The organism is Klebsiella sp. 141251 (genome assembly GCF_050600725.1).
Taxonomy (GTDB): Bacteria; Pseudomonadota; Gammaproteobacteria; order Enterobacterales; family Enterobacteriaceae; genus Klebsiella; species Klebsiella aerogenes.
This window is the reverse complement of record NZ_JAQIRG010000006.1, coordinates 1-19,408: the sequence shown is the minus strand read 5'-3', so window position 1 is coordinate 19,408 and position 19,408 is coordinate 1. Positions and strand designations below refer to the sequence as shown.

Annotated in this window: 22 protein-coding genes; 15 read left to right on the top strand and 7 right to left on the bottom strand. The window is 55.3% G+C overall.

Annotation, left to right across the window (positions count from 1 at the left end; all coding sequences use genetic code 11):
* Positions 1-23 precede the first annotated feature (23 nt).
* Complete coding sequence (gene argD / locus PGR09_RS14545) at positions 24-1,244, top strand: bifunctional acetylornithine/succinyldiaminopimelate transaminase (protein WP_047078894.1); 1,221 nt, start codon at positions 24-26, stop codon at positions 1,242-1,244.
* On the opposite strand, the gene PGR09_RS14540 is transcribed toward argD, so the two are convergent.
* A complete protein-coding gene (locus PGR09_RS14540) occupies positions 1,234-3,312 on the bottom strand; it encodes a YccS/YhfK family putative transporter (RefSeq protein ID WP_316422857.1) in 2,079 nt (692 codons plus the stop codon). The genes argD and PGR09_RS14540 overlap by 11 nt on opposite strands.
* 50 nt (positions 3,313-3,362) lie before the next feature.
* The gene (gene crp, locus PGR09_RS14535) at positions 3,363-3,995 is read right to left on the bottom strand and encodes a cAMP-activated global transcriptional regulator CRP (RefSeq protein WP_000242758.1); all 633 of its coding nucleotides are present in this window, start codon (positions 3,993-3,995) and stop codon (positions 3,363-3,365) included.
* A gap of 304 nt (positions 3,996-4,299) precedes the next feature.
* Here crp and PGR09_RS14530 point away from each other — a divergent pair, with 304 nt between their 5' ends.
* Positions 4,300-4,704, top strand: a complete 405-nt coding sequence (locus PGR09_RS14530) for an OsmC family protein (RefSeq protein ID WP_015703648.1) — start codon at positions 4,300-4,302, stop codon at positions 4,702-4,704.
* Between the two features lie 62 nt (positions 4,705-4,766).
* On the opposite strand, the gene PGR09_RS14525 is transcribed toward PGR09_RS14530, so the two are convergent.
* The 4 genes from PGR09_RS14525 to PGR09_RS14510 form a co-directional block, all read right to left on the bottom strand.
* Complete coding sequence (locus PGR09_RS14525) at positions 4,767-5,636, bottom strand: phosphoribulokinase (protein WP_015369404.1); 870 nt, start codon at positions 5,634-5,636, stop codon at positions 4,767-4,769.
* 72 nt (positions 5,637-5,708) lie between these two features.
* A complete protein-coding gene (locus tag PGR09_RS14520; RefSeq protein WP_015369405.1) occupies positions 5,709-5,927 on the bottom strand; it encodes a YheU family protein in 219 nt (72 codons plus the stop codon).
* Positions 5,924-6,946 (bottom strand): hydrolase, encoded by a 1,023-nt coding sequence (locus tag PGR09_RS14515; RefSeq protein ID WP_049053451.1) that lies wholly within the window; start codon positions 6,944-6,946, stop codon positions 5,924-5,926. Before PGR09_RS14515 ends, PGR09_RS14520 begins: the two co-directional genes overlap by 4 nt.
* Before the next feature lie 209 nt (positions 6,947-7,155).
* Positions 7,156-9,060 carry an ABC transporter ATP-binding protein gene (locus PGR09_RS14510; protein ID WP_047078896.1) on the bottom strand — a complete coding sequence of 635 codons (1,905 nt, stop codon included), beginning with the start codon at positions 9,058-9,060 and terminating at the stop codon, positions 7,156-7,158.
* 173 nt (positions 9,061-9,233) lie between these two features.
* On the opposite strand from PGR09_RS14510, the gene kefG reads away from it, so the two are divergent.
* The 4 genes from kefG (at position 9,234) to slyD (ending at position 12,488) form a co-directional block, all read left to right on the top strand.
* The gene (gene kefG, locus PGR09_RS14505) at positions 9,234-9,797 is read left to right on the top strand and encodes a glutathione-regulated potassium-efflux system ancillary protein KefG (RefSeq protein WP_047048039.1); all 564 of its coding nucleotides are present in this window, start codon (positions 9,234-9,236) and stop codon (positions 9,795-9,797) included.
* Entirely contained in the window at positions 9,784-11,589 is a 1,806-nt protein-coding gene (gene kefB / locus PGR09_RS14500) for a glutathione-regulated potassium-efflux system protein KefB (protein ID WP_047065852.1), read from the top strand. The genes kefG and kefB overlap by 14 nt, the downstream gene beginning before the upstream one ends.
* A gap of 13 nt (positions 11,590-11,602) precedes the next feature.
* Positions 11,603-11,803, top strand: coding sequence for a YheV family putative zinc ribbon protein (locus PGR09_RS14495; protein WP_004106389.1), 201 nt, complete (start codon positions 11,603-11,605; stop codon positions 11,801-11,803).
* 94 nt (positions 11,804-11,897) lie between these two features.
* Positions 11,898-12,488, top strand: coding sequence for a peptidylprolyl isomerase (gene slyD / locus PGR09_RS14490; RefSeq protein ID WP_015369410.1), 591 nt, complete (start codon positions 11,898-11,900; stop codon positions 12,486-12,488).
* A gap of 58 nt (positions 12,489-12,546) precedes the next feature.
* Here the strand turns inward: slyD and PGR09_RS14485 are convergent, their stop codons facing one another.
* Positions 12,547-12,765: a protein SlyX gene (locus PGR09_RS14485; protein WP_015369411.1), complete on the bottom strand. Its 219-nt coding sequence runs from the start codon at positions 12,763-12,765 to the stop codon at positions 12,547-12,549.
* A 221-nt stretch (positions 12,766-12,986) separates the two neighbouring features.
* Between PGR09_RS14485 and fkpA the strand changes: the two genes are divergently transcribed.
* The 9 genes from fkpA to PGR09_RS14440 form a co-directional block, all read left to right on the top strand.
* The gene (fkpA, locus tag PGR09_RS14480; RefSeq protein WP_015369412.1) at positions 12,987-13,805 is read left to right on the top strand and encodes an FKBP-type peptidyl-prolyl cis-trans isomerase; all 819 of its coding nucleotides are present in this window, start codon (positions 12,987-12,989) and stop codon (positions 13,803-13,805) included.
* A 166-nt stretch (positions 13,806-13,971) separates the two neighbouring features.
* Positions 13,972-14,694 (top strand): helix-turn-helix transcriptional regulator, encoded by a 723-nt coding sequence (locus PGR09_RS14475; protein ID WP_004868391.1) that lies wholly within the window; start codon positions 13,972-13,974, stop codon positions 14,692-14,694.
* On the top strand, positions 14,694-15,080 hold the full coding sequence (tusD, locus tag PGR09_RS14470) for a sulfurtransferase complex subunit TusD (RefSeq protein WP_045394884.1): 387 nt from the start codon (positions 14,694-14,696) through the stop codon (positions 15,078-15,080). The genes PGR09_RS14475 and tusD overlap by 1 nt, the downstream gene beginning before the upstream one ends.
* Positions 15,080-15,439 (top strand): sulfurtransferase complex subunit TusC, encoded by a 360-nt coding sequence (gene tusC / locus PGR09_RS14465; RefSeq protein ID WP_045394885.1) that lies wholly within the window; start codon positions 15,080-15,082, stop codon positions 15,437-15,439. Before tusD ends, tusC begins: the two co-directional genes overlap by 1 nt.
* A 7-nt stretch (positions 15,440-15,446) precedes the next feature.
* Entirely contained in the window at positions 15,447-15,734 is a 288-nt protein-coding gene (gene tusB / locus PGR09_RS14460; protein ID WP_045394886.1) for a sulfurtransferase complex subunit TusB, read from the top strand.
* A gap of 124 nt (positions 15,735-15,858) precedes the next feature.
* Positions 15,859-16,233, top strand: a complete 375-nt coding sequence (rpsL, locus tag PGR09_RS14455; RefSeq protein ID WP_000246815.1) for a 30S ribosomal protein S12 — start codon at positions 15,859-15,861, stop codon at positions 16,231-16,233.
* Positions 16,234-16,328: 95 nt separating this feature from the next.
* On the top strand, positions 16,329-16,799 hold the full coding sequence (rpsG, locus tag PGR09_RS14450) for a 30S ribosomal protein S7 (protein WP_015369416.1): 471 nt from the start codon (positions 16,329-16,331) through the stop codon (positions 16,797-16,799).
* Between the two features lie 96 nt (positions 16,800-16,895).
* Positions 16,896-19,010, top strand: a complete 2,115-nt coding sequence (fusA, locus tag PGR09_RS14445; RefSeq protein ID WP_045375915.1) for an elongation factor G — start codon at positions 16,896-16,898, stop codon at positions 19,008-19,010.
* Between the two features lie 69 nt (positions 19,011-19,079).
* Positions 19,080-19,408: GTP-binding protein (locus tag PGR09_RS14440; protein WP_000031695.1), on the top strand; the 329-nt coding region annotated here is incomplete at its 3' end.

Here is a 19,408-nt window from a genome sequence, read left to right as displayed (position 1 = left end):
TTACACAGAAGGATGGGCATCACATGGCAACAGATCAACCGGCAATCACCCGCGCCACATTCGATGAAGTCATTCTGCCGATTTATGCACCGGCGGAGTTTATTCCGGTGAAGGGGAAAGGCAGCCGCGTTTGGGATCAGCAGGGCAAAGAGTACGTTGATTTTGCCGGCGGGATTGCGGTGACCGCGCTGGGCCACTGTCACCCGGCGCTGGTGGCGGCGCTGCACGAGCAGGGCGAGACCCTGTGGCACACCAGCAACGTTTTTACCAACGAGCCGGCGCTGCGCCTGGGGCGCCAGCTGGTAGATGCCACTTTTGCCGAGCGCGTGGTGTTTATGAACTCCGGAACGGAAGCCAACGAAACGGCGTTCAAGCTGGCGCGTCATTACGCGATCACTCGCCATAGTCCGTACAAAACCAAAATCATCGCTTTCCATAATGCTTTCCACGGACGGTCGCTGTTCACCGTCTCGGTCGGCGGTCAGCCGAAATACTCTGACGGTTTCGGGCCGAAACCGGCAGATATCGTGCATGTTCCATTTAACGATCTCGAGGCGGTGAAAGCGGTGATCGATGACCATACCTGCGCGGTGGTGGTTGAGCCGATTCAGGGCGAGGGCGGGGTGATGGCGGCGACGCCAGCGTTCCTGCAGGGGCTGCGCGATCTGTGCGACCAGCATCAGGCGCTGCTGGTATTTGATGAAGTGCAGTGCGGTATGGGCCGTACCGGTTCATTGTTCGCCTATATGCATTACGGCGTGACGCCGGACATCCTGACCAGCGCGAAAGCGCTCGGGGGCGGTTTCCCGATTAGCGCGATGTTAACCACCAATGAAATCGCCAGCGCCTTCCATGCCGGTTCCCATGGCTCCACCTACGGCGGCAATCCGCTGGCCTGTGCGGTGGCGACCGCGGCTTTCAACCTGATTAACACGCCGCAGGTGCTGGCGGGCGTCAATGCCAAACGGGCGCTGTTTGTCGAACACCTGCAGCAGATCGATGCGCAGTTTGATCTGTTCAGCGACATCCGCGGCATGGGACTGTTAATCGGCGCCGCGCTTAAGCCGCAGCATCACGGACGCGCGCGCGATTTCCTCTATGCTGCGGCGGAGGCCGGGGTGATGGTGTTAAACGCCGGGCCGGACGTAATGCGCTTTGTGCCGTCGCTGGTGATTGATGATAGCGATATCGCCGAAGGGATGGCGCGCTTCGCGCAGGCGGTTAAAAACGTACTTAGCGCTTAGTCGTGCGTAGCCAGATGCCGTGATGCGGACGCTGACGCCATGCCACCGACGAAATGGTGTGCATGGTGTTCAGATGGCCGAGGATCCGCTGCAAATGCTGCTCAAGGGTGCTGAGCGGCCCACGCAACACTTCCCCGTCCTGGGATTCCATAATATTCACATCGCCCGCGCTGCCCGGCCCGTCTGAATCCAGACGCTGCTGACAGCGCTGCAGGGCAATTTCACAAGACTCCAGATACCGCTGCGCCAGGTCAGGCGTTAGCATCGTATGCTCGCGTGCCAGCGTGGTCATGGCGTTGATATGCTCAACGATAAACTGGCTATGGGTTACCCACAGCTTCATATCTTCCAGATAGTGCGAGTTAAAGCCCGGTTCCTGCATCGCCTGGTTAAGCGAGTTATACAGGGCGTTGTGCGCCTGGTTGACGCGCATACGTTGGTAGGCCAACGCCGGGGCCTGCGGATCGGCGCTAAGGATCAGCCGAATAGCCTCCTGATCGGCCTCCAGGGCATCGTGGGCGTTTTTACGCAGCAGGCCGCTCTGCCATTGCGGCCATAGCCAGACCATTCCGCCAAAGGCGATCAGACAGCCAATAATGGTATCAATAAAGCGGGCGACGATGAACTGCTCGCCGTTAAGCGTTAGCAACTGCAGGGTATATACCGCGGTGACGGTAAAGCCCACCATCGCCCAGCCGTAGTGTTTACGGATGATGAGATAGCTCAGCAGCGTGATGAACAACATACCGCTTAACGTGTAGCTCTCCGGTACGTGGAAATGTAGGGTCAGCCAGGCGATCACCAGGCCCGCCAGGGTGCCTGCCGCCCGGTGGACAATCCGCACGCGGGTGGCGCCGTAACCGTTTTGCGTCACGAACAGCACGGTCATCAGGATCCAGTACGGCTTCGGTAGATGTAGGGCGCTGCCCATCAGGCTGGCGATGCTCAACATTACGCTGATGCGCGCGGCGTTGCGCAGCGCCGGGGATTTCAATGACAGGTAGTTCTTCAGCGCCGGTAGTAGCGGCAGGCGCCGTTCTTTATCCGCCATCAGATTCCGTGCGTACAGCGGGCGCTGGGTGCGCAGCACGCGGGCGATACGACTGAAGTGCCAGGCGCAGAACTGGCCTACCGGGTTATCGGGATGCTGATAAGCGATTTTTTCCAGCGCGCCGATTTGCTTATCCATCTGGAAGCGACGCGGGTAGCGGTGGTAGAGAATATCATCCGCCAGCACCCGCAGACGCGCGGCGACGGTCTGCGCGTTCCAGCGGATAACCGCTTCCGCATGGCTGCGCTCCACCAGTTTTTGCACCTCTTCCGGCTGGTGCAGGCTCACTGAAATATGTTCCTGCAGATCCAGCCCAACCTGGAACGCGCGCAGCAGGCGCTTATGATCGCTACGCTGGTTGGCGGCTAACATATGCATTTGCTGGTAGCATTGGGTAATTAAATCGACCACCTTCTGCTGGCGGGTAAGCAGCGGCGGCAGGGAGGTCGTCGGGTCAGTGTGCTGCGTCAGGAGGCTATATTTGGCCTCGCAATAATTAGCCAGTTCGCGGTAAAGCAGGCTTAACGACTCGCGCAGCGGCTGCTCTCGCCAGAGCCAAAACCAGAACCAGTTAAAGAGTCCGTACCACAAGGTTCCCAGCGCATAGATAAGCAGCGGCTCCCAGATGGGCATATTGCCGGCCAGGCTTAAGGTAAAAATGGCGGCGATAAGCGATGCCGGCAACAAGCGAGCGTGCAGCGAACTGATTTCCGCCGTCACGCCGAGAATCAGCGCCAGCGCGCTGAGGATAAGCGGCAAAGGGATGTCCCGCGCCAGAAGCAATTGCACAATCAGGCTGCTGCCGGCAAACAGGCAGCCGCCAACGATCAGGCGTTTGAAAAAGCGTTTATGCGGGGTGTCGAGACCGGCGATATTGCAACAGGCAGGAACTAATGAGAACAGCAACCCCTGCTGCAGATGGCCGAGCATAAGCCCGATGGCCACAGGTAGACACAGCACCAGCGTTTGCCGCAGTGCATAGTTGACTTCCGGGTGGTAAATCAGCCTGCGCCACATGGGAGAAACAAAAACGGCGTACTGCGCGGAGCAATACGCCGTTTAGCGACTTAACGGGTACCGTAGACGACGATAGTTTTACCGTGTGCGGAGATCAGATTTTGATCTTCCAGCATCTTCAGAATACGGCCAACCGTCTCACGAGAACAGCCGACGATCTGGCCAATTTCCTGGCGGGTGATTTTGATCTGCATCCCGTCCGGGTGGGTCATGGCATCAGGCTGTTTCGCCAGATTCAGTAAGGTCTGAGCGATACGGCCCGTCACGTCGAGGAAAGCAAGGTTACCGACTTTCTCGGAAGTGACCTGCAGACGACGCGCCATCTGAGAAGAGAGGCGCATCAGGATGTCCGGGTTCACCTGGATTAACTGACGGAATTTTTTGTAAGAGATCTCGGCCACTTCACATGCGGTTTTCGCACGTACCCAGGCACTACGTTCCTGACCTTCTTCAAACAGGCCTAATTCACCGATGAAATCGCCCTGGTTGAGGTAAGAGAGGATCATCTCTTTACCTTCTTCATCCTTGATGAGTACAGCCACGGAGCCTTTTACGATGTAGTAAAGCGTTTCCGCTTTCTCACCCTGGTGAATCAGCGTGCTCTTTGATGGGTACTTATGAATGTGGCAATGAGACAAGAACCATTCAAGGGTAGGGTCTGTTTGCGGTTTGCCAAGCACCATGCGCGGTTATCCTCTGTTATAAGCTATCTCCGGACGCCGACACTACACGGCATCCGGGCATGCAATCGTATTTTTCCCTATGCCTGGGAAGCTGGCTGCTCAATTTATGCAGCCTGTAATGTGAACTCCTCAGCATACATGCGGTACATCAATGTATTACTGTAGCATCCAGACTGTTTTAGCATAGCTTTCACCGCATGTCTCCTGGTGTCTCGCTTCAGCATGACCCAGGTCGCCTTCCGTTGCGAGATTTGTTATGTGCGCGTAATCTGTCAGGAAAATTGCAACAGCGGAGTTAAATTTTATGCAAGCGCGTGTGAAATGGGTGGAAGGTCTAACCTTCATCGGTGAGTCGGCCTCCGGCCACCAGATTTTAATGGATGGCAACTCCGGGGACAAAGCGCCCAGCCCGATGGAAATGGTGCTGATGGCGGCGGGCGGCTGTAGCGCAATTGACGTGGTGTCTATCCTGCAAAAAGGGCGTCAAAACGTCACCAACTGCGAAGTGAAGCTGACTTCTGAACGCCGTGAAGAGGCGCCGCGCCTGTTCACCCATATCAATCTGCACTTTATCGTCACCGGCAAAGAGCTGAAGGATGCGGCGGTGTCCCGTGCGGTGGATTTATCCGCGGAGAAGTACTGCTCGGTGGCCCTGATGCTGGAAAAGGCCGTCAACATCACCCACTCTTACGAAGTGATCGAAGCCTGAGACGAATTGATGTAGCGGGACGCTAACCCCGGCAGCACGGCGGCCGGGGTTTTATTTTGCCCTTAACTAATGGTTTTGCCTTCCATCAAGCGCTCGACCAGCGGCGCCATAATGAGCTCCATCGCCAGCCCCATCTTACCGCCTGGCACCACCAGGGTGTTCATATGCGAGATAAACGACCCCTGTAGCATCGCCAACAGCCAGGGGTAATCAATCCCCTGCAAATTGCGAAAGTGAATCACCACGAAGCTTTCGTCGAGCGATGGAATGCCTTTGGCGGCAAACGGATTCGAGGTATCGACCGTCGGCACACGCTGGAAGTTGATATGGGTGCGTGAGAACTGCGGGGTGATGAAATTGATATAGTCTTCCATCGAACGCACCACCGAGTCCATCACCGCTTCGCGCGAATGGCCGCGTTCGCTGGTATCGCGAATGAGCTTCTGGATCCATTCAAGGTTGACGATCGGCACCACGCCGACCAGCAGGTCGACATGTTTCGCCACGTCATGCTGCGGCGTCACCACGCCGCCGTGCAGCCCTTCATAAAACAACACGTCGGTCGGTTCAGGCAGCGGTTGCCATGGGGTAAAGGTGCCGGGAACCTGATTCCAGGGAACCGCTTCATCGTAGGTATGGAGATATTTTCGCGACTGGCCCTTGCCGAATTCGCCGTACTCTAAAAAGGTGCGTTCAAGCAGGCTGAAGTCGTTGGCTTCCGGGCCAAAGTAGCTGATGTGTTTGCCCTGATCGCGCGCCTTGCGGATCGCCATGTCCATTTCCGGGCGAGTATAGCGATGGAAGCTATCCCCTTCGACCTCCGCGGCATGCAGGTTCAGTTGCGAGAAAATTTTGCGAAACGCGAGGCTGGTGGTGGTGGTGCCCGCGCCGCTGGAGCCCGTGACTGCGATCACTGGATGTTTGGCAGACATAACAACTCCCTGATTAAGTGATGGTGTGTCGCCGTATCGCGCCAGGCACTCGCGGTTAGAGGGGCATGGCGCTTAGCCGTTAAACATCTTGCGGGGCATGATGTTGACCGTCTCGTGCAGTTCTGACCACACCAGCACGGCCTCCCCGGTTTTAAGCTGCTGTTTTACATCGGCGACTTTATCGGCAAGCGAACGTTCATGTTCACCATAATCGGTGCCTTCGCGCAACACAAAGCTTTCAATCAGATTATCCAGCGTTTCGGGATCGAGATCCTGCCAGGGAATAATCATGCTTGTCCTCCCAGCCAGCGGGTTAACCAATCCGGAATACGTTGCTCCAGCCACATTTGCGGTTTTCGCAGCGTACCGCCGACAAAGCCAACGTGGCCGCCCTGTTCCGTGAGCTGATATTCGACGTTAGCCGGCAGTTGTTCCTGCGGCGGAATTGAATGATGGTCCATAAACGGATCGTCTTTCGCGTGAATGATCAGCGTCGGCTTGGTGATATCGCTTAAGCGCGGCATCGCGCTGCACTGTCGGTAATAGTCTAGCGCATCGGCGAAACCGTGGATTTTGGCGGTGATCATGTCGTCGAATTCGCGGATGCGGCGCATGCTTTTAAGCTGGCGAAGATCGACCGGCAGCGAGCCTGGATAGGCTTTCAGCTTGCGCGCGGCGTTGGCTTTCAGCAGGTTGAGCAGGTAACGCTGATAGACGCGCGAAAATCCTTTGTCCATATGGTAGCTGCAGGCTTCCAGCATAAAGGGCGCCGAGACAATGACGGCTGCATCGAGCGGAATATTGTCGCCTTCTTTCGCCAGCAGACAGCCCAGCATGTTGCCGCCAAGCGAATAGCCTACCGCCGCCGTCGGCGCTGTGCCGAACTCGCGCTGCAGCCAGTGCAGGAACCAGGTACCGTCTTCCGTTTCGCCAGAGTGATAAATACGACTGTTGCGATTCGGCTCGCCGCTGCAGCCGCGAAAATGCATCACCACCCCGAGCCAGCCGCGCTGCATGGCGGCGTGAATCAAACCGTGGGCGTAAGGGCTGTGCAGGCTGCCTTCCAGACCGTGAAAGACCACCAGTCGCGGTTTGTGGCGCGCGCCGGCGGGGTCTTCGCTCCAGGCCAGATCGACGAAATCGCCATCCGGCAGCTCAAGGCGTTGCCAGTGCGGCGTAAATCGGAGCTTGCGGCGGATGATCCGCGGCAGCATGGTTTGCAGATGACGATTGCCCACGCCGCGCATCGGATGGAATTCACGCGAGTCGTTATCGGGGGGCGTCACTGCTGTCGGGGTTATTTCAACCATAGTACCAGGATTATTAAGAAACTTTTAGAACACTATACCGCGCATAAAAGTGGGCGGTTAGCCAATATGTGGTCTTGCGGGTAATCGGTATAGATTACATGAAAATGACTCAAGAGAATGGCTGAGCGATGAATTTCGGAAACTCTCCCGGGATGCCTAAGCAGAAAGTCCCGACGATGAATTTTCTCTCACCGCCGGGCGGTTACTCATTAACTTTCCTGCAGCATCCGCTCCAGCTGTTCCTGCGCGTCGAGCCACGCCATCTCACACTCTTCGAGCCCTGATTTGGCGCTCGCCTGCTGCTGCAGGCATGCGGTTAATTCCGCTTTGCGCGAGGCGTCATACAACTCGCTGTCGCCCAGTTTCTCTTCCGCCTGCGCCAGCTGCGCGTTGAGTTTATCCATCTCTTTTTCCAGACGGGCAATCTCTTTACGCAGCGGTTGCGTTTGCGTACGCAGTTCGGCTTCGCGGCGTTTTTGATCCTTACGCGCCTGCGCGCTATTGCCGTTATCCTTTGGCGCTTCAGAGGTCTGGTTTTCCAGCTTCTGCGAATCGCTCAGCCACTGCTGATAATCTTCCAGATCGCCATCAAAGGGTTCGACTTTGCCGTCGTGTACGAGGTACAGATCGTCAGTGGTGGAGCGGATCAGGTGGCGATCGTGCGAGACCACGACCAGCGCCCCTTCGAAGTCGATCAGCGCTTCGGTCAAGGCCTGGCGCATATCAAGATCAAGGTGGTTGGTCGGTTCATCGAGCAGCAGCAGGTTAGGGCGCTGCCAGACGATTAACGCCAGCACCAGACGCGCTTTTTCGCCGCCGGAGAAACGGCGGGTCTCTTCGCTGACTTTATCCCCCTGGAATCCAAAGCCGCCGAGGTAGTCGCGCAATTTTTGTTCCAGCTCCTGCGGCGCCAGGCGGGCCAGATGCTGTATCGGCGACTCATCGGCGCGCAGGAATTCGAGCTGATGCTGGGCGAAGTAACCGAGCTTAATGCCCTTAGCCAGGCCAATTTCACCGGACAGCGGCTGTAGTTCGCCGGCCAGCAGCTTAATCAGCGTTGATTTACCGGCGCCGTTGCGCCCCAGCAGACCGATACGCGAACCGGGTACCAGATTCAGCTTGATGGAGTCGAGAATAATTCGTTCGCCGTAGCCGGCGCTGACTTTCTCCATCTTGAGTAACGGGTTCGGTAGACTTTCCGGCGCGCGGAAGCTGAAGTGGAACGGGTTATCGACGTGCGCCGGGGCGATAAGCTCCATACGCTCAAGCATTTTGATACGGCTCTGCGCCTGCTTCGCTTTGGTGGCTTTGGCGCGGAAACGGTCGATGTAGCTCTGCAAGTGGGCTACGCGCTGCTGCTGGCTTTCATACATGGCCTGTTGCTGCGACAGACGGGTCGCGCGCTGGATTTCAAACGAGCTGTAGTTACCGGTGTATTCGAACATCGTTTGCTGTTCGATATGAATAATTTTATCGACGATCGGATCGAGGAAATCACGATCGTGGGAAATCAGGATCAGCGTACCGGTATAGCCCTTTAGCCACTTTTCCAGCCAGATCACCGCATCAAGATCGAGGTGGTTGGTCGGTTCGTCGAGCAGCAGCAGATCGGAACGACAGATCAGCGCCTGCGCGAGGTTTAAGCGCATACGCCAGCCGCCGGAGAAATCACTGACCGGCCGCTCGAGCTGCTCGTTGCTGAAACCAAGGCCGTGCAGCAGGCTGGCGGCGCGGGAACGAATCGTCCAGGCGTCAATCGCATCCAGCTTACCGTGGACGGTGGCGATGGCATGGCCGTCGTCGCGCTCATTGGCCTGTTGTAAATCGGCTTCCAGCTTGCGGAACTCGCGATCGCCATCAATAACATAATCAATAGCCGGCTGCGGCAGGGCCGGCGTTTCCTGATTAACCCACGCCAGCTGCCAGTTGCTCGGGAAGGTCATGGAGCCGCCGTCGGCGCTTATCTCGTTTTTCAAAAGCGAAAGCAACGTAGATTTACCGCAGCCGTTTTTACCCACCAGACCGACCTTCTGGCCAGGATTGATGGTGGCGGTGGCGTTGTCCAGCAGGACGCGTACGCCGCGACGAATTTGTAACGAGGAGAAAACAATCATAAGGCGCCGTATGTTCAGACTATGTTAATTTGTCTTTATGATAATGTAGTGTGGAAGCGAAACGCTCCATTGGGCCGCAATGGTAGCCCAAAATGAAGACGATAGACAAAGTCATTCTGGTTGCGTCGAGACGCAGCCGCTTCGCAAGCCGCCAGATGACGTTCGGGAGGGGAATGATGTCTCAGACAGCGAAAGTGTTGCTGCTGTATGCCCACCCAGAATCTCAGGATTCCGTGGCCAACCGGGTGTTGCTTGAACCGGCTTTACAGTTGCCGAATGTCACCGTGCACGATCTTTATGCGCACTATCCAGATTTTTTTATTGATATCGCCCTTGAGCAGGATCTCCTGCGTCAGCATCAGGTGATTGTGTTCCAACATCCGCTGTATACGTGGAGCTGTCCGGCATTGTTGAAAGAGTGGCTGGACCGGGTGCTGAGCCGCGGCTTCGCCAGCGGCGCGGGAGGAAATCAACTGGCGGGAAAGTACTGGCGTAGCGTGATCACCACCGGCGAGCCGGAGAGCGCTTACCGCCGCGATGCTAACCGCTATCCGATGAACGATATTCTGCGCCCTTTTGAGTTAACGGCCGGCATGTGCCGCATGCACTGGCTGAGTCCGATTATTGTCTACTGGGCGCGCCGACAGCGGCCGGAAGATTTGCAAAGCCACGCCCGCGCGTACCGCGATTGGCTCGCGAATCCTGTTGCAACAGGAGGCGCCAATGGCGGGAGCTGATTTGCTATTAGCAGGGGTACTGTTTTTGTTTGCCGCCGTGGTGGCGGTTCCGCTGGCGGCCCGGCTGGGTATTGGCGCCGTACTCGGTTACCTGCTGGCCGGGATTGCGATTGGCCCGTGGGGGCTCGGGTTTATTAGCGATGTGGATGAAATTCTTCACTTTTCCGAGCTGGGCGTCGTGTTTCTCATGTTTATCATCGGCCTTGAGCTCAACCCCGCCAAACTGTGGCAACTGCGTAACTCAATATTCGGGGTCGGCGCGGCGCAGGTGTTGTTTAGCGCGGCGATCCTCGGCGGATTGCTGGTGGTCACCGGGTTTTCGTGGCAGGCGGCCGTAGTGGGCGGTATTGGTCTGGCGATGTCCTCTACCGCGATGGCGCTGCAGCTGATGCGCGAGAAAGGAATGAGCCGTAACGAATCCGGCCAGCTGGGTTTTTCAGTTCTGTTATTTCAGGATTTAGCAGTGATCCCGGCGCTGGCGCTGGTCCCGCTGCTCGCCGGACACGGCGACGATAACTTCAACTGGATGTCGGTAGGGATGAAGGTGCTGGCATTCGCCGGCATGCTGATTGGCGGCCGTTTTCTGCTGCGCCCGGTATTCCGCTTTATCGCTGGTTCCGGCGTGCGTGAGGTCTTCACCGCCGCCACGCTGCTGCTGGTGCTGGGTTCCGCGCTGTTTATGGACGCCCTGGGGCTGTCGATGGCGCTGGGGACGTTTATCGCCGGCGTGCTGCTGGCGGAAAGCGAATATCGCCACGAGCTGGAAATCGCTATTGAGCCGTTTAAAGGCCTGCTGCTGGGGCTGTTTTTTATCTCCGTCGGCATGGCGCTGAATCTTGGCGTGCTCTACACCCATCTGCTGTGGGTGGTGGTAAGCGTTGCCGCGCTGGTGGCGGTGAAAGCGTTGGTGCTCTATGTATTGGCTCGGGTATATGGTTTGCGCAGCTCCGAGCGCACGCAGTTCGCCGGCGTATTGAGCCAGGGCGGCGAGTTCGCCTTTGTTCTCTTTTCCATGCCGGCTTCGCAGAAACTGTTCCATAACGATCAGATGGCGCTGCTGCTGGTTACCGTAACCTTATCGATGATGACCACGCCGCTCCTGATGAAGATCATTGATAAAGTGCTGTCGCGACGGCTTAACCCGGCGGAAGATACCGATGAGGCGCCGTGGGTCGAGGATGATAAGCCACAGGTGATTATCGTCGGTTTCGGGCGTTTTGGTCAGGTGATTGGGCGTCTGCTGATGGCTAATAAAATGCGTATTACCGTGCTTGAACGCGATATCAGCGCGGTCAACCTGATGCGCAAATATGGCTACAAAGTCTATTTCGGCGATGCGACGCAGCTTGAGCTGCTGCGTTCGGCGGGGGCGGAAGAGGCGCAGTCTATTGTGATTACCTGCAACGAGCCGGAAGATACCATGAAGCTGGTGGAGATGTGCCAACAGCATTTTCCCCACCTGCATATTCTGGCGCGTGCGCGGGGGCGCGTAGAGGCGCATGAGCTATTACAGGCCGGCGTGACGCAGTTCTCGCGAGAAACCTTCTCCAGCGCCCTGGAATTGGGGCGCAAGGCGCTGGTGACCCTGGGAATGCATCCGCATCAGGCGCAGCGCGCGCAGTTACACTTTCGACGCCTCGATATGCGAATGCTTCGCGAGTTAATGCCGGTGCATACTGATACCGTACAGATATCCCGCGTGCGGGAAGCCCGGCGCGAGCTGGAAGAGATTTTTGAGCGTGAGATGCAGAAAGAAAGCCGGCAGCTGGACGGCTGGGACGAGTTTGAATAGAAGGTAGAGCAAAATGGCGGTACGTAAACGTTTTATTGCCGGCGCAAAATGTCCGGCGTGCCAGGCACAGGATTCACTGGCGATGTGGCGCGAGAATAATGTCGATATTGTTGAGTGTGTTAAGTGCGGACATCAGATGCGCGAGGCCGATAAAGAGGTCCGCGAACACGTTCGCAAAGAAGAGCAAGTGATCGGCATTTTTCATCCGGACTAGCGTTATCTGTCGCCTTTTTTTAAGCTAGAGGGTACACGGCTGCAGAATTCCGCTACAATCTGCGCCACTATTCTTCCCATGCTCAGGAGATATCATGAAAGTAGCAAAAGACCTGGTGGTCAGCCTGGCCTATCAGGTACGTACAGAAGACGGTGTGTTGGTTGATGAGTCTCCGGTGAGTGCGCCGCTGGACTACCTGCATGGTCACGGTTCCCTGATTTCCGGCCTGGAAAACGCATTAAACGGCCACGAAGTGGGCGACAAATTTGATGTCGAAGTCGGCGCGAATGACGCGTACGGCCAGTATGACGAAAACCTGGTTCAGCGCGTTCCTAAAGACGTCTTCATGGGCGTTGACGAACTGCAGGTTGGCATGCGCTTCCTGGCTGAAACCGACCAGGGTCCGGTACCGGTAGAAATCACCGAAGTCGGCGACGATTTCGTGGTGGTTGACGGCAACCACATGCTGGCTGGCCAGAATCTGAAGTTCAACGTAGAAGTTGTCGCCCTGCGCGAAGCCACTGCAGAAGAGCTGGAACACGGTCACGTACACGGCGCTCATGGCCACGATCACGATCATGACCACGGTCATGACGGTTGCTGCGGCGGCCACGGCCACGATCATGGTCACGACCATGAACACGGCAAAGGTGGTTGCGGTAACGGCGGTTGCGGTTGCCACTAATGGCGTCGCGTTCGCGCGAATAGCCAAAAAAAGCGGGGAGACCCGCTTTTTTTACGTCTCAATAATGCGGAGGCGGCGTCTCTTCAGACTGTGACGCGATGTGCGACGGCTGCGTCGCTTTCAGTTTTTCGATCATCAAGCGCATATGTTCGCGCATTTTGGCCATTTCTATTTCATGCGCCGTGACGGTTTTGTTGAGGTCCTCGATGGTGATCTCCTGAAACGCCAGTCGGCTTTCCAGTTCCGCCAGACGCGTCTCCATTGTGCTATCGTTCATAGGTCGCCTCTTCTGTCTTGTTTGCGGGCGGATTCTACTCAAGTTTCCGCGTTAACGCAGCATCGTAACGTCAGAGAGGAAACTAATTCATACAAAAATAGTCTGAAATGAGGCGATATTCAGGTAGGTCCGTATGTAGATTTGTTCTGCAACGTTCTATAGTACGTTTTTTGCTTTTTATGATAACCCTGGGGTGAGATGCCCCGGCCCTGGAGAAATGGATGAAATCACTGTTTAAAGTAACGCTGCTGGCGACCACGATGGCCGTTGCCCTGAATGCACCGCTGACCTTTGCTGCCGATACCGCAGCAAAAGCCGCACCGGCGGCGGACAGCAAATCGGCATTTAAAAATGACGATCAAAAATCCGCTTATGCGCTGGGTGCATCCCTCGGCCGTTACATGGAAAACTCCCTGAAAGAACAAGAGAAGCTGGGTATCAAACTGGATAAAGACCAGCTGATCGCCGGCGTGCAGGATGCGTTTGCCGATAAGAGCAAACTGTCCGACAAAGAAATTGAAACCACTCTGCAGTCCTTTGAGACCCGCGTGAAAACCGCCGCTCAGCAGAAGATGGAAAAAGATGCGACTGAGAACGATGCCAAAGGCAAAGCGTTCCGTGACGCCTTCGCTAAAGAGAAGGGCGTGAAAACTTCTAAATCCGGCCTGATGTATAAAGTCGAGAAAGCCGGTACCGGCGATGCGCCGAAAGACAGCGATACCGTCGTGGTGAACTACAAAGGTACGCTGATCGATGGTAAAGAGTTCGACAACTCTTACACCCGCGGCGAGCCGCTCTCTTTCCGTCTTGATGGCGTTATCCCGGGCTGGACCGAAGGCCTGAAAAACATCAAAAAAGGCGGCAAAATCAAGCTGGTCATCCCACCGGATCTGGCTTACGGCAAAACTGGCGTTCCGGGTATCCCGGCTAACTCTACGCTGGTATTCGATGTAGAACTGCTGGACATCAAACCGGCTCCGAAGGCTGATGCTAAGCCAGAAGCCGCTGCCGAAGCACCGGCTGCAGACGCTAAGAAGTAATCTGCCATAAGCCGCCGCCTTCAGGGGCGGCGGCTTTTTTATTGGCAGCAGATATAATTAAAACTGGAAAATTCCTCAGGCGCTGTATTACTTTAGATAGCTTAATAATGATGATGAGCCTGCCCTGACGATAACGACAGGCTCCTGAAAAGGAGTGCTTTTTTACATGTCCAGGTCGCTTTTAACCAACGAAACCAGCGAGCTTGACCTGCTGGATCAACGTCCTTTCGACCAGACCGACTTCGATATCCTAAAATCCTATGAAGCGGTGGTGGACGGGTTAGCGATGCTCATTGGCTCCCACTGTGAAATCGTGCTGCACTCACTGCAGGATTTAAAATGCTCCGCTATTCGTATCGCTAACGGTGAACACACCGGCCGCCAAATTGGCTCGCCGATTACCGATCTGGCGTTACGTATGCTGCACGATATGACGGGAGCGGATAGCAGCGTATCGAAGTGCTATTTTACCCGCGCGAAAAGCGGCGTGCTGATGAAATCGGTGACTATCGCCATACGTAACCGCGAACATCGGGTGATTGGTCTGCTTTGTATCAACATGAACCTCGATGTCCCGTTCTCGCAGATTATGAGCACTTTCATTCCGCCGGAAACGCCGGAAGTCAACTCGCAGGTCAACTTCGCCTCGTCGGTAGATGACCTGGTCGCACAAACGCTGGAGTTCACCATTGAAGAGGTGAATGCCGATCGCAACGTGTCGAATAACGCGAAAAACCGCCAAATCGTGTTGAATCTTTACGAGAAAGGCATCTTCGATATCAAAGATGCGATTAACCAGGTAGCCGATCGCCTGAATATCTCTAAACACACGGTGTACCTCTACATCCGCCAGTTTAAAAGCGGTGATTTCCAGGGACTCGATAAGTAATGCGTTTTGCCATCACGGTAACCGGGCCTGCCTACGGTACTCAGCAGGCCAGTAGCGCGTGGCAGTTTGCGCAGGCGGTTATTAACGCAGGGCATGAACTGGCCTGCGTGTTTTTCTATCGCGAAGGAGTCTACAACGCCAATCAGCTGACGGCCCCAGCCAGCGATGAGGTAGACCTGGTGCGTCACTGGCAGCGTCTGCATGATGAACATGCCGTTGCGTTGCACATTTGCGTGGCAGCCGCGCTACGCCGCGGCGTGACCGATGAACGCGAAGCGCAGCAGCTTGGTTTGCCGGCGCAGAATCTGCAGCCGGGATTCACCTTAAGCGGACTAGGTGCGCTGGCTGAAGCGTCGTTAACCTGCGATAGAATGGTGCAGTTCTGATGAAACGCGTGGCTTTCGTATTTTCTTCCGCGCCGCACGGCAGCGCAGCCGGCAGGGAAGGGCTGGACGCCTTACTGGCGACCTCGGCGCTTACCGATGATCTCGGCGTCTTCTTTGTCGGCGACGGCGTGTTTCAGATTATCCCTGGCCAGCAGCCGGGAAAAATCCTCGCCCGTGATTATATCGCCACCTTCAAGCTGTTATCGCTGTATGACATCGAACAGTGTTGGCTATGCGCGGCGTCTGCCCGCGAACGCGGTCTGGCCGCCGATACGCCGTGGGTGGTGGATGCAGAAAGCCTCGAGCCAGAAGCGCTGCGCGCCCGGCTTGACGAGTTCAACGTGATTCTACGATTCTGAGGCCCACATGCTTCATACTCTAAGTGTCTCTCCCTGGCACGCCGATATCGATGCGATGCTGCGTCTGGTGAAGCCAGGTGACGATCTGCTGCTGCTCTCCGATGGCGTGGTTGCGGCGATTGACGGCGGCCGTTTCCTTGAAATCCTGCAATCCGCCCCCATAACCCTACATGCTCTGCAAGACGATATCGAAGCCCGCGGGCTGGCTGGTCAAATTGCGGACAGTGTCGTCAGGGTTGACTATACTGATTTCGTCAGTCTTACGGTCAAACATGAAGGTCAGTTGGCCTGGTAATGGCGGGATCGTTGTATATTTCTTGACACCTTTTCGGCACCGCCCTAAAATTCTGCGTCCTCATATTATATGAGGCGATTTATTACGTGTTTACGAAGCAAAAGCTAAAACCAGGAGCTATTTAATGGCAACAGTTAACCAGCTGGTACGCAAACCACGCGCGCGCAAAGTTGCAAAGAGCAACGTGCCGGCGCTGGAAGCCTGCCCGCAGAAACGTGGCGTATGTACTCGCGTATATACCACCACTCCTAAGAAACCGAACTCCGCACTGCGTAAAGTTTGCCGTGTGCGTCTGACTAACGGTTTCGAAGTCACCTCCTACATCGGTGGTGAAGGTCACAACCTGCAGGAGCACTCCGTGATCCTGATCCGTGGCGGTCGTGTTAAAGACCTTCCGGGTGTTCGTTACCACACCGTTCGTGGTGCGCTTGACTGCTCCGGCGTTAAAGACCGTAAGCAGGCTCGCTCCAAGTACGGCGTGAAGCGTCCTAAGGCTTAATGGTTCTCCGTTAAGTAAGGCCAAACGTTTTATATTAATGTCAAACTAAACTCTTTGAGTTTTGGACAATCCTGAATTAACAACGGAGTATTTCCATGCCACGTCGTCGCGTCATTGGTCAGCGTAAAATTCTGCCGGATCCGAAGTTCGGATCAGAACTGCTGGCTAAATTTGTAAATATCCTGATGGTAGATGGTAAAAAATCTACTGCAGAAACTATCGTATACAGCGCGCTGGAGACCCTGGCTCAGCGCTCTGGTAAAACTGAACTGGAAGCCTTCGAAGTTGCACTCGAAAACGTGCGCCCGACTGTCGAAGTTAAGTCCCGCCGCGTAGGTGGTTCTACTTATCAGGTTCCAGTTGAAGTACGTCCGGTTCGTCGTAATGCCCTGGCAATGCGTTGGATCGTTGAAGCTGCTCGTAAACGCGGTGATAAATCCATGGCTCTGCGCCTGGCGAACGAACTCACTGACGCTGCAGACAACAAAGGTACTGCAGTTAAGAAACGTGAAGACGTTCACCGTATGGCCGAAGCCAACAAGGCGTTCGCACACTACCGTTGGTAATCCCTTCGGAGTCATAGTCACCAGGCGGGCGTTTCAGATGAGTCGCCCGCTCTGGATAACTTAACTGAACGCCTAAAGAAATAAACGAGGAATCAAATGGCTCGTACAACACCCATCGCACGCTACCGTAACATCGGTATCAGTGCGCACATCGACGCCGGTAAAACCACTACTACCGAACGTATTCTGTTCTACACCGGTGTAAACCACAAAATCGGTGAAGTTCATGACGGCGCCGCTACCATGGACTGGATGGAGCAGGAGCAGGAACGTGGTATCACCATCACTTCCGCTGCGACTACTGCATTCTGGTCTGGTATGGCTAAACAGTATGAACCGCACCGTGTAAACATCATCGACACCCCGGGGCACGTTGACTTCACTATCGAAGTAGAACGTTCCATGCGTGTTCTTGATGGTGCGGTAATGGTTTACTGCGCAGTTGGTGGTGTTCAGCCGCAGTCTGAAACCGTATGGCGTCAGGCAAACAAATATAAAGTTCCGCGCATTGCGTTCGTTAACAAAATGGACCGCATGGGTGCGAACTTCCTGAAAGTTGTTGGTCAGATCAAAACCCGTCTGGGCGCGAACCCGGTTCCGCTGCAGCTGGCAATTGGTGCTGAAGAAGGTTTCACCGGTGTTGTTGACCTGGTGAAAATGAAAGCCATCAACTGGAACGATGCAGACCAGGGCGTTACCTTCGAATACGAAGATATCCCGGCTGACATGCAGGACCTGGCTGACGAATGGCACCAGAACCTGATCGAGTCCGCTGCGGAAGCTTCCGAAGAGCTGATGGAAAAATACCTGGGTGGTGAAGAACTGACTGAAGAAGAGATCAAAAAAGCTCTGCGTCAGCGCGTTCTGAACAACGAAATCATCCTGGTAACCTGTGGTTCTGCGTTCAAGAACAAAGGTGTTCAGGCGATGCTGGATGCGGTAATTGATTACCTGCCATCCCCGGTTGATGTTCCGGCAATCAACGGCATCCTGGACGACGGTAAAGATACCCCGGCTGAGCGTCACGCAAGCGACGACGAGCCGTTCTCTGCACTGGCGTTCAAAATCGCTACCGACCCGTTTGTTGGTAACCTGACCTTCTTCCGTGTGTACTCCGGTGTGGTTAACTCTGGTGATACCGTACTGAACTCCGTGAAAGCTGCACGTGAGCGTTTCGGTCGTATCGTTCAGATGCACGCTAACAAACGTGAAGAGATCAAAGAAGTTCGCGCGGGCGATATCGCTGCCGCTATCGGTCTGAAAGACGTAACCACTGGTGACACCCTGTGTGACCCGGATGCGCCGATCATTCTGGAGCGTATGGAATTCCCTGAGCCGGTAATCTCCATCGCCGTTGAGCCGAAAACCAAAGCTGACCAGGAAAAAATGGGTCTGGCTCTGGGTCGTCTGGCTAAAGAAGACCCGTCATTCCGCGTATGGACTGACGAAGAGTCTAACCAGACCATCATCGCCGGTATGGGTGAGCTGCACCTCGACATCATCGTTGACCGTATGAAGCGTGAATTCAACGTTGAAGCGAACGTCGGTAAACCTCAGGTTGCTTACCGCGAAGCGATTCGCCAGAAAGTTACCGATGTTGAAGGTAAACACGCCAAGCAGTCTGGTGGTCGTGGTCAGTACGGTCACGTTGTGATCGACATGTACCCGCTGGAGCCGGGCTCTAACCCGAAAGGTTACGAGTTCATCAACGACATTAAAGGTGGTGTAATCCCTGGCGAATACATCCCGGCCGTTGATAAAGGCATCCAGGAACAGCTGAAAGCTGGTCCGCTGGCTGGTTACCCGGTAGTTGATATGGGTATCCGTCTGCACTTCGGTTCTTACCACGACGTTGACTCCTCTGAGCTGGCGTTTAAACTGGCCGCTTCTATCGCCTTTAAAGAAGGCTTTAAGAAAGCGAAACCAGTTCTGCTTGAGCCGATCATGAAGGTTGAAGTAGAAACTCCGGAAGAGAACACCGGTGACGTAATCGGTGACTTGAGCCGTCGTCGCGGCATGCTGCGCGGTCAAGAATCTGAAGTAACTGGCGTTAAGATCCACGCTGAAGTTCCGCTGTCTGAAATGTTCGGATATGCAACTCAGCTGCGTTCTCTGACCAAAGGTCGTGCATCATACACCATGGAATTCCTGAAGTATGATGATGCGCCGAACAACGTTGCTCAGGCCGTTATTGAAGCCCGTGGTAAATAATCCACAGGATTAAAACCTAAGTCCCGTGCTCTCTCCTGAGGGGAGAGCACTATAGTAAGGAATATAGCCGTGTCTAAAGAAAAATTTGAACGTACAAAACCGCACGTCAACGTTGGTACTATCGGCCACGTCGACCATGGTAAAACTACTCTGACCGCTGCAATCACCACCGTACTGGCTAAAACCTACGGCGGTGCTGCTCGCGCATTCGACCAGATCGATAACGCGCCGGAAGAAAAAGCTCGTGGTATCACCATCAACACTTCCCACGTTGAATATGACACCCCGACTCGCCACTACGCACACGTAGACTGCCCGGGCCACGCCGACTATGTTAAAAACATGATCACCGGTGCTGCTCAGATGGATGGCGCGATCCTGGTTGTTGCTGCGACTGA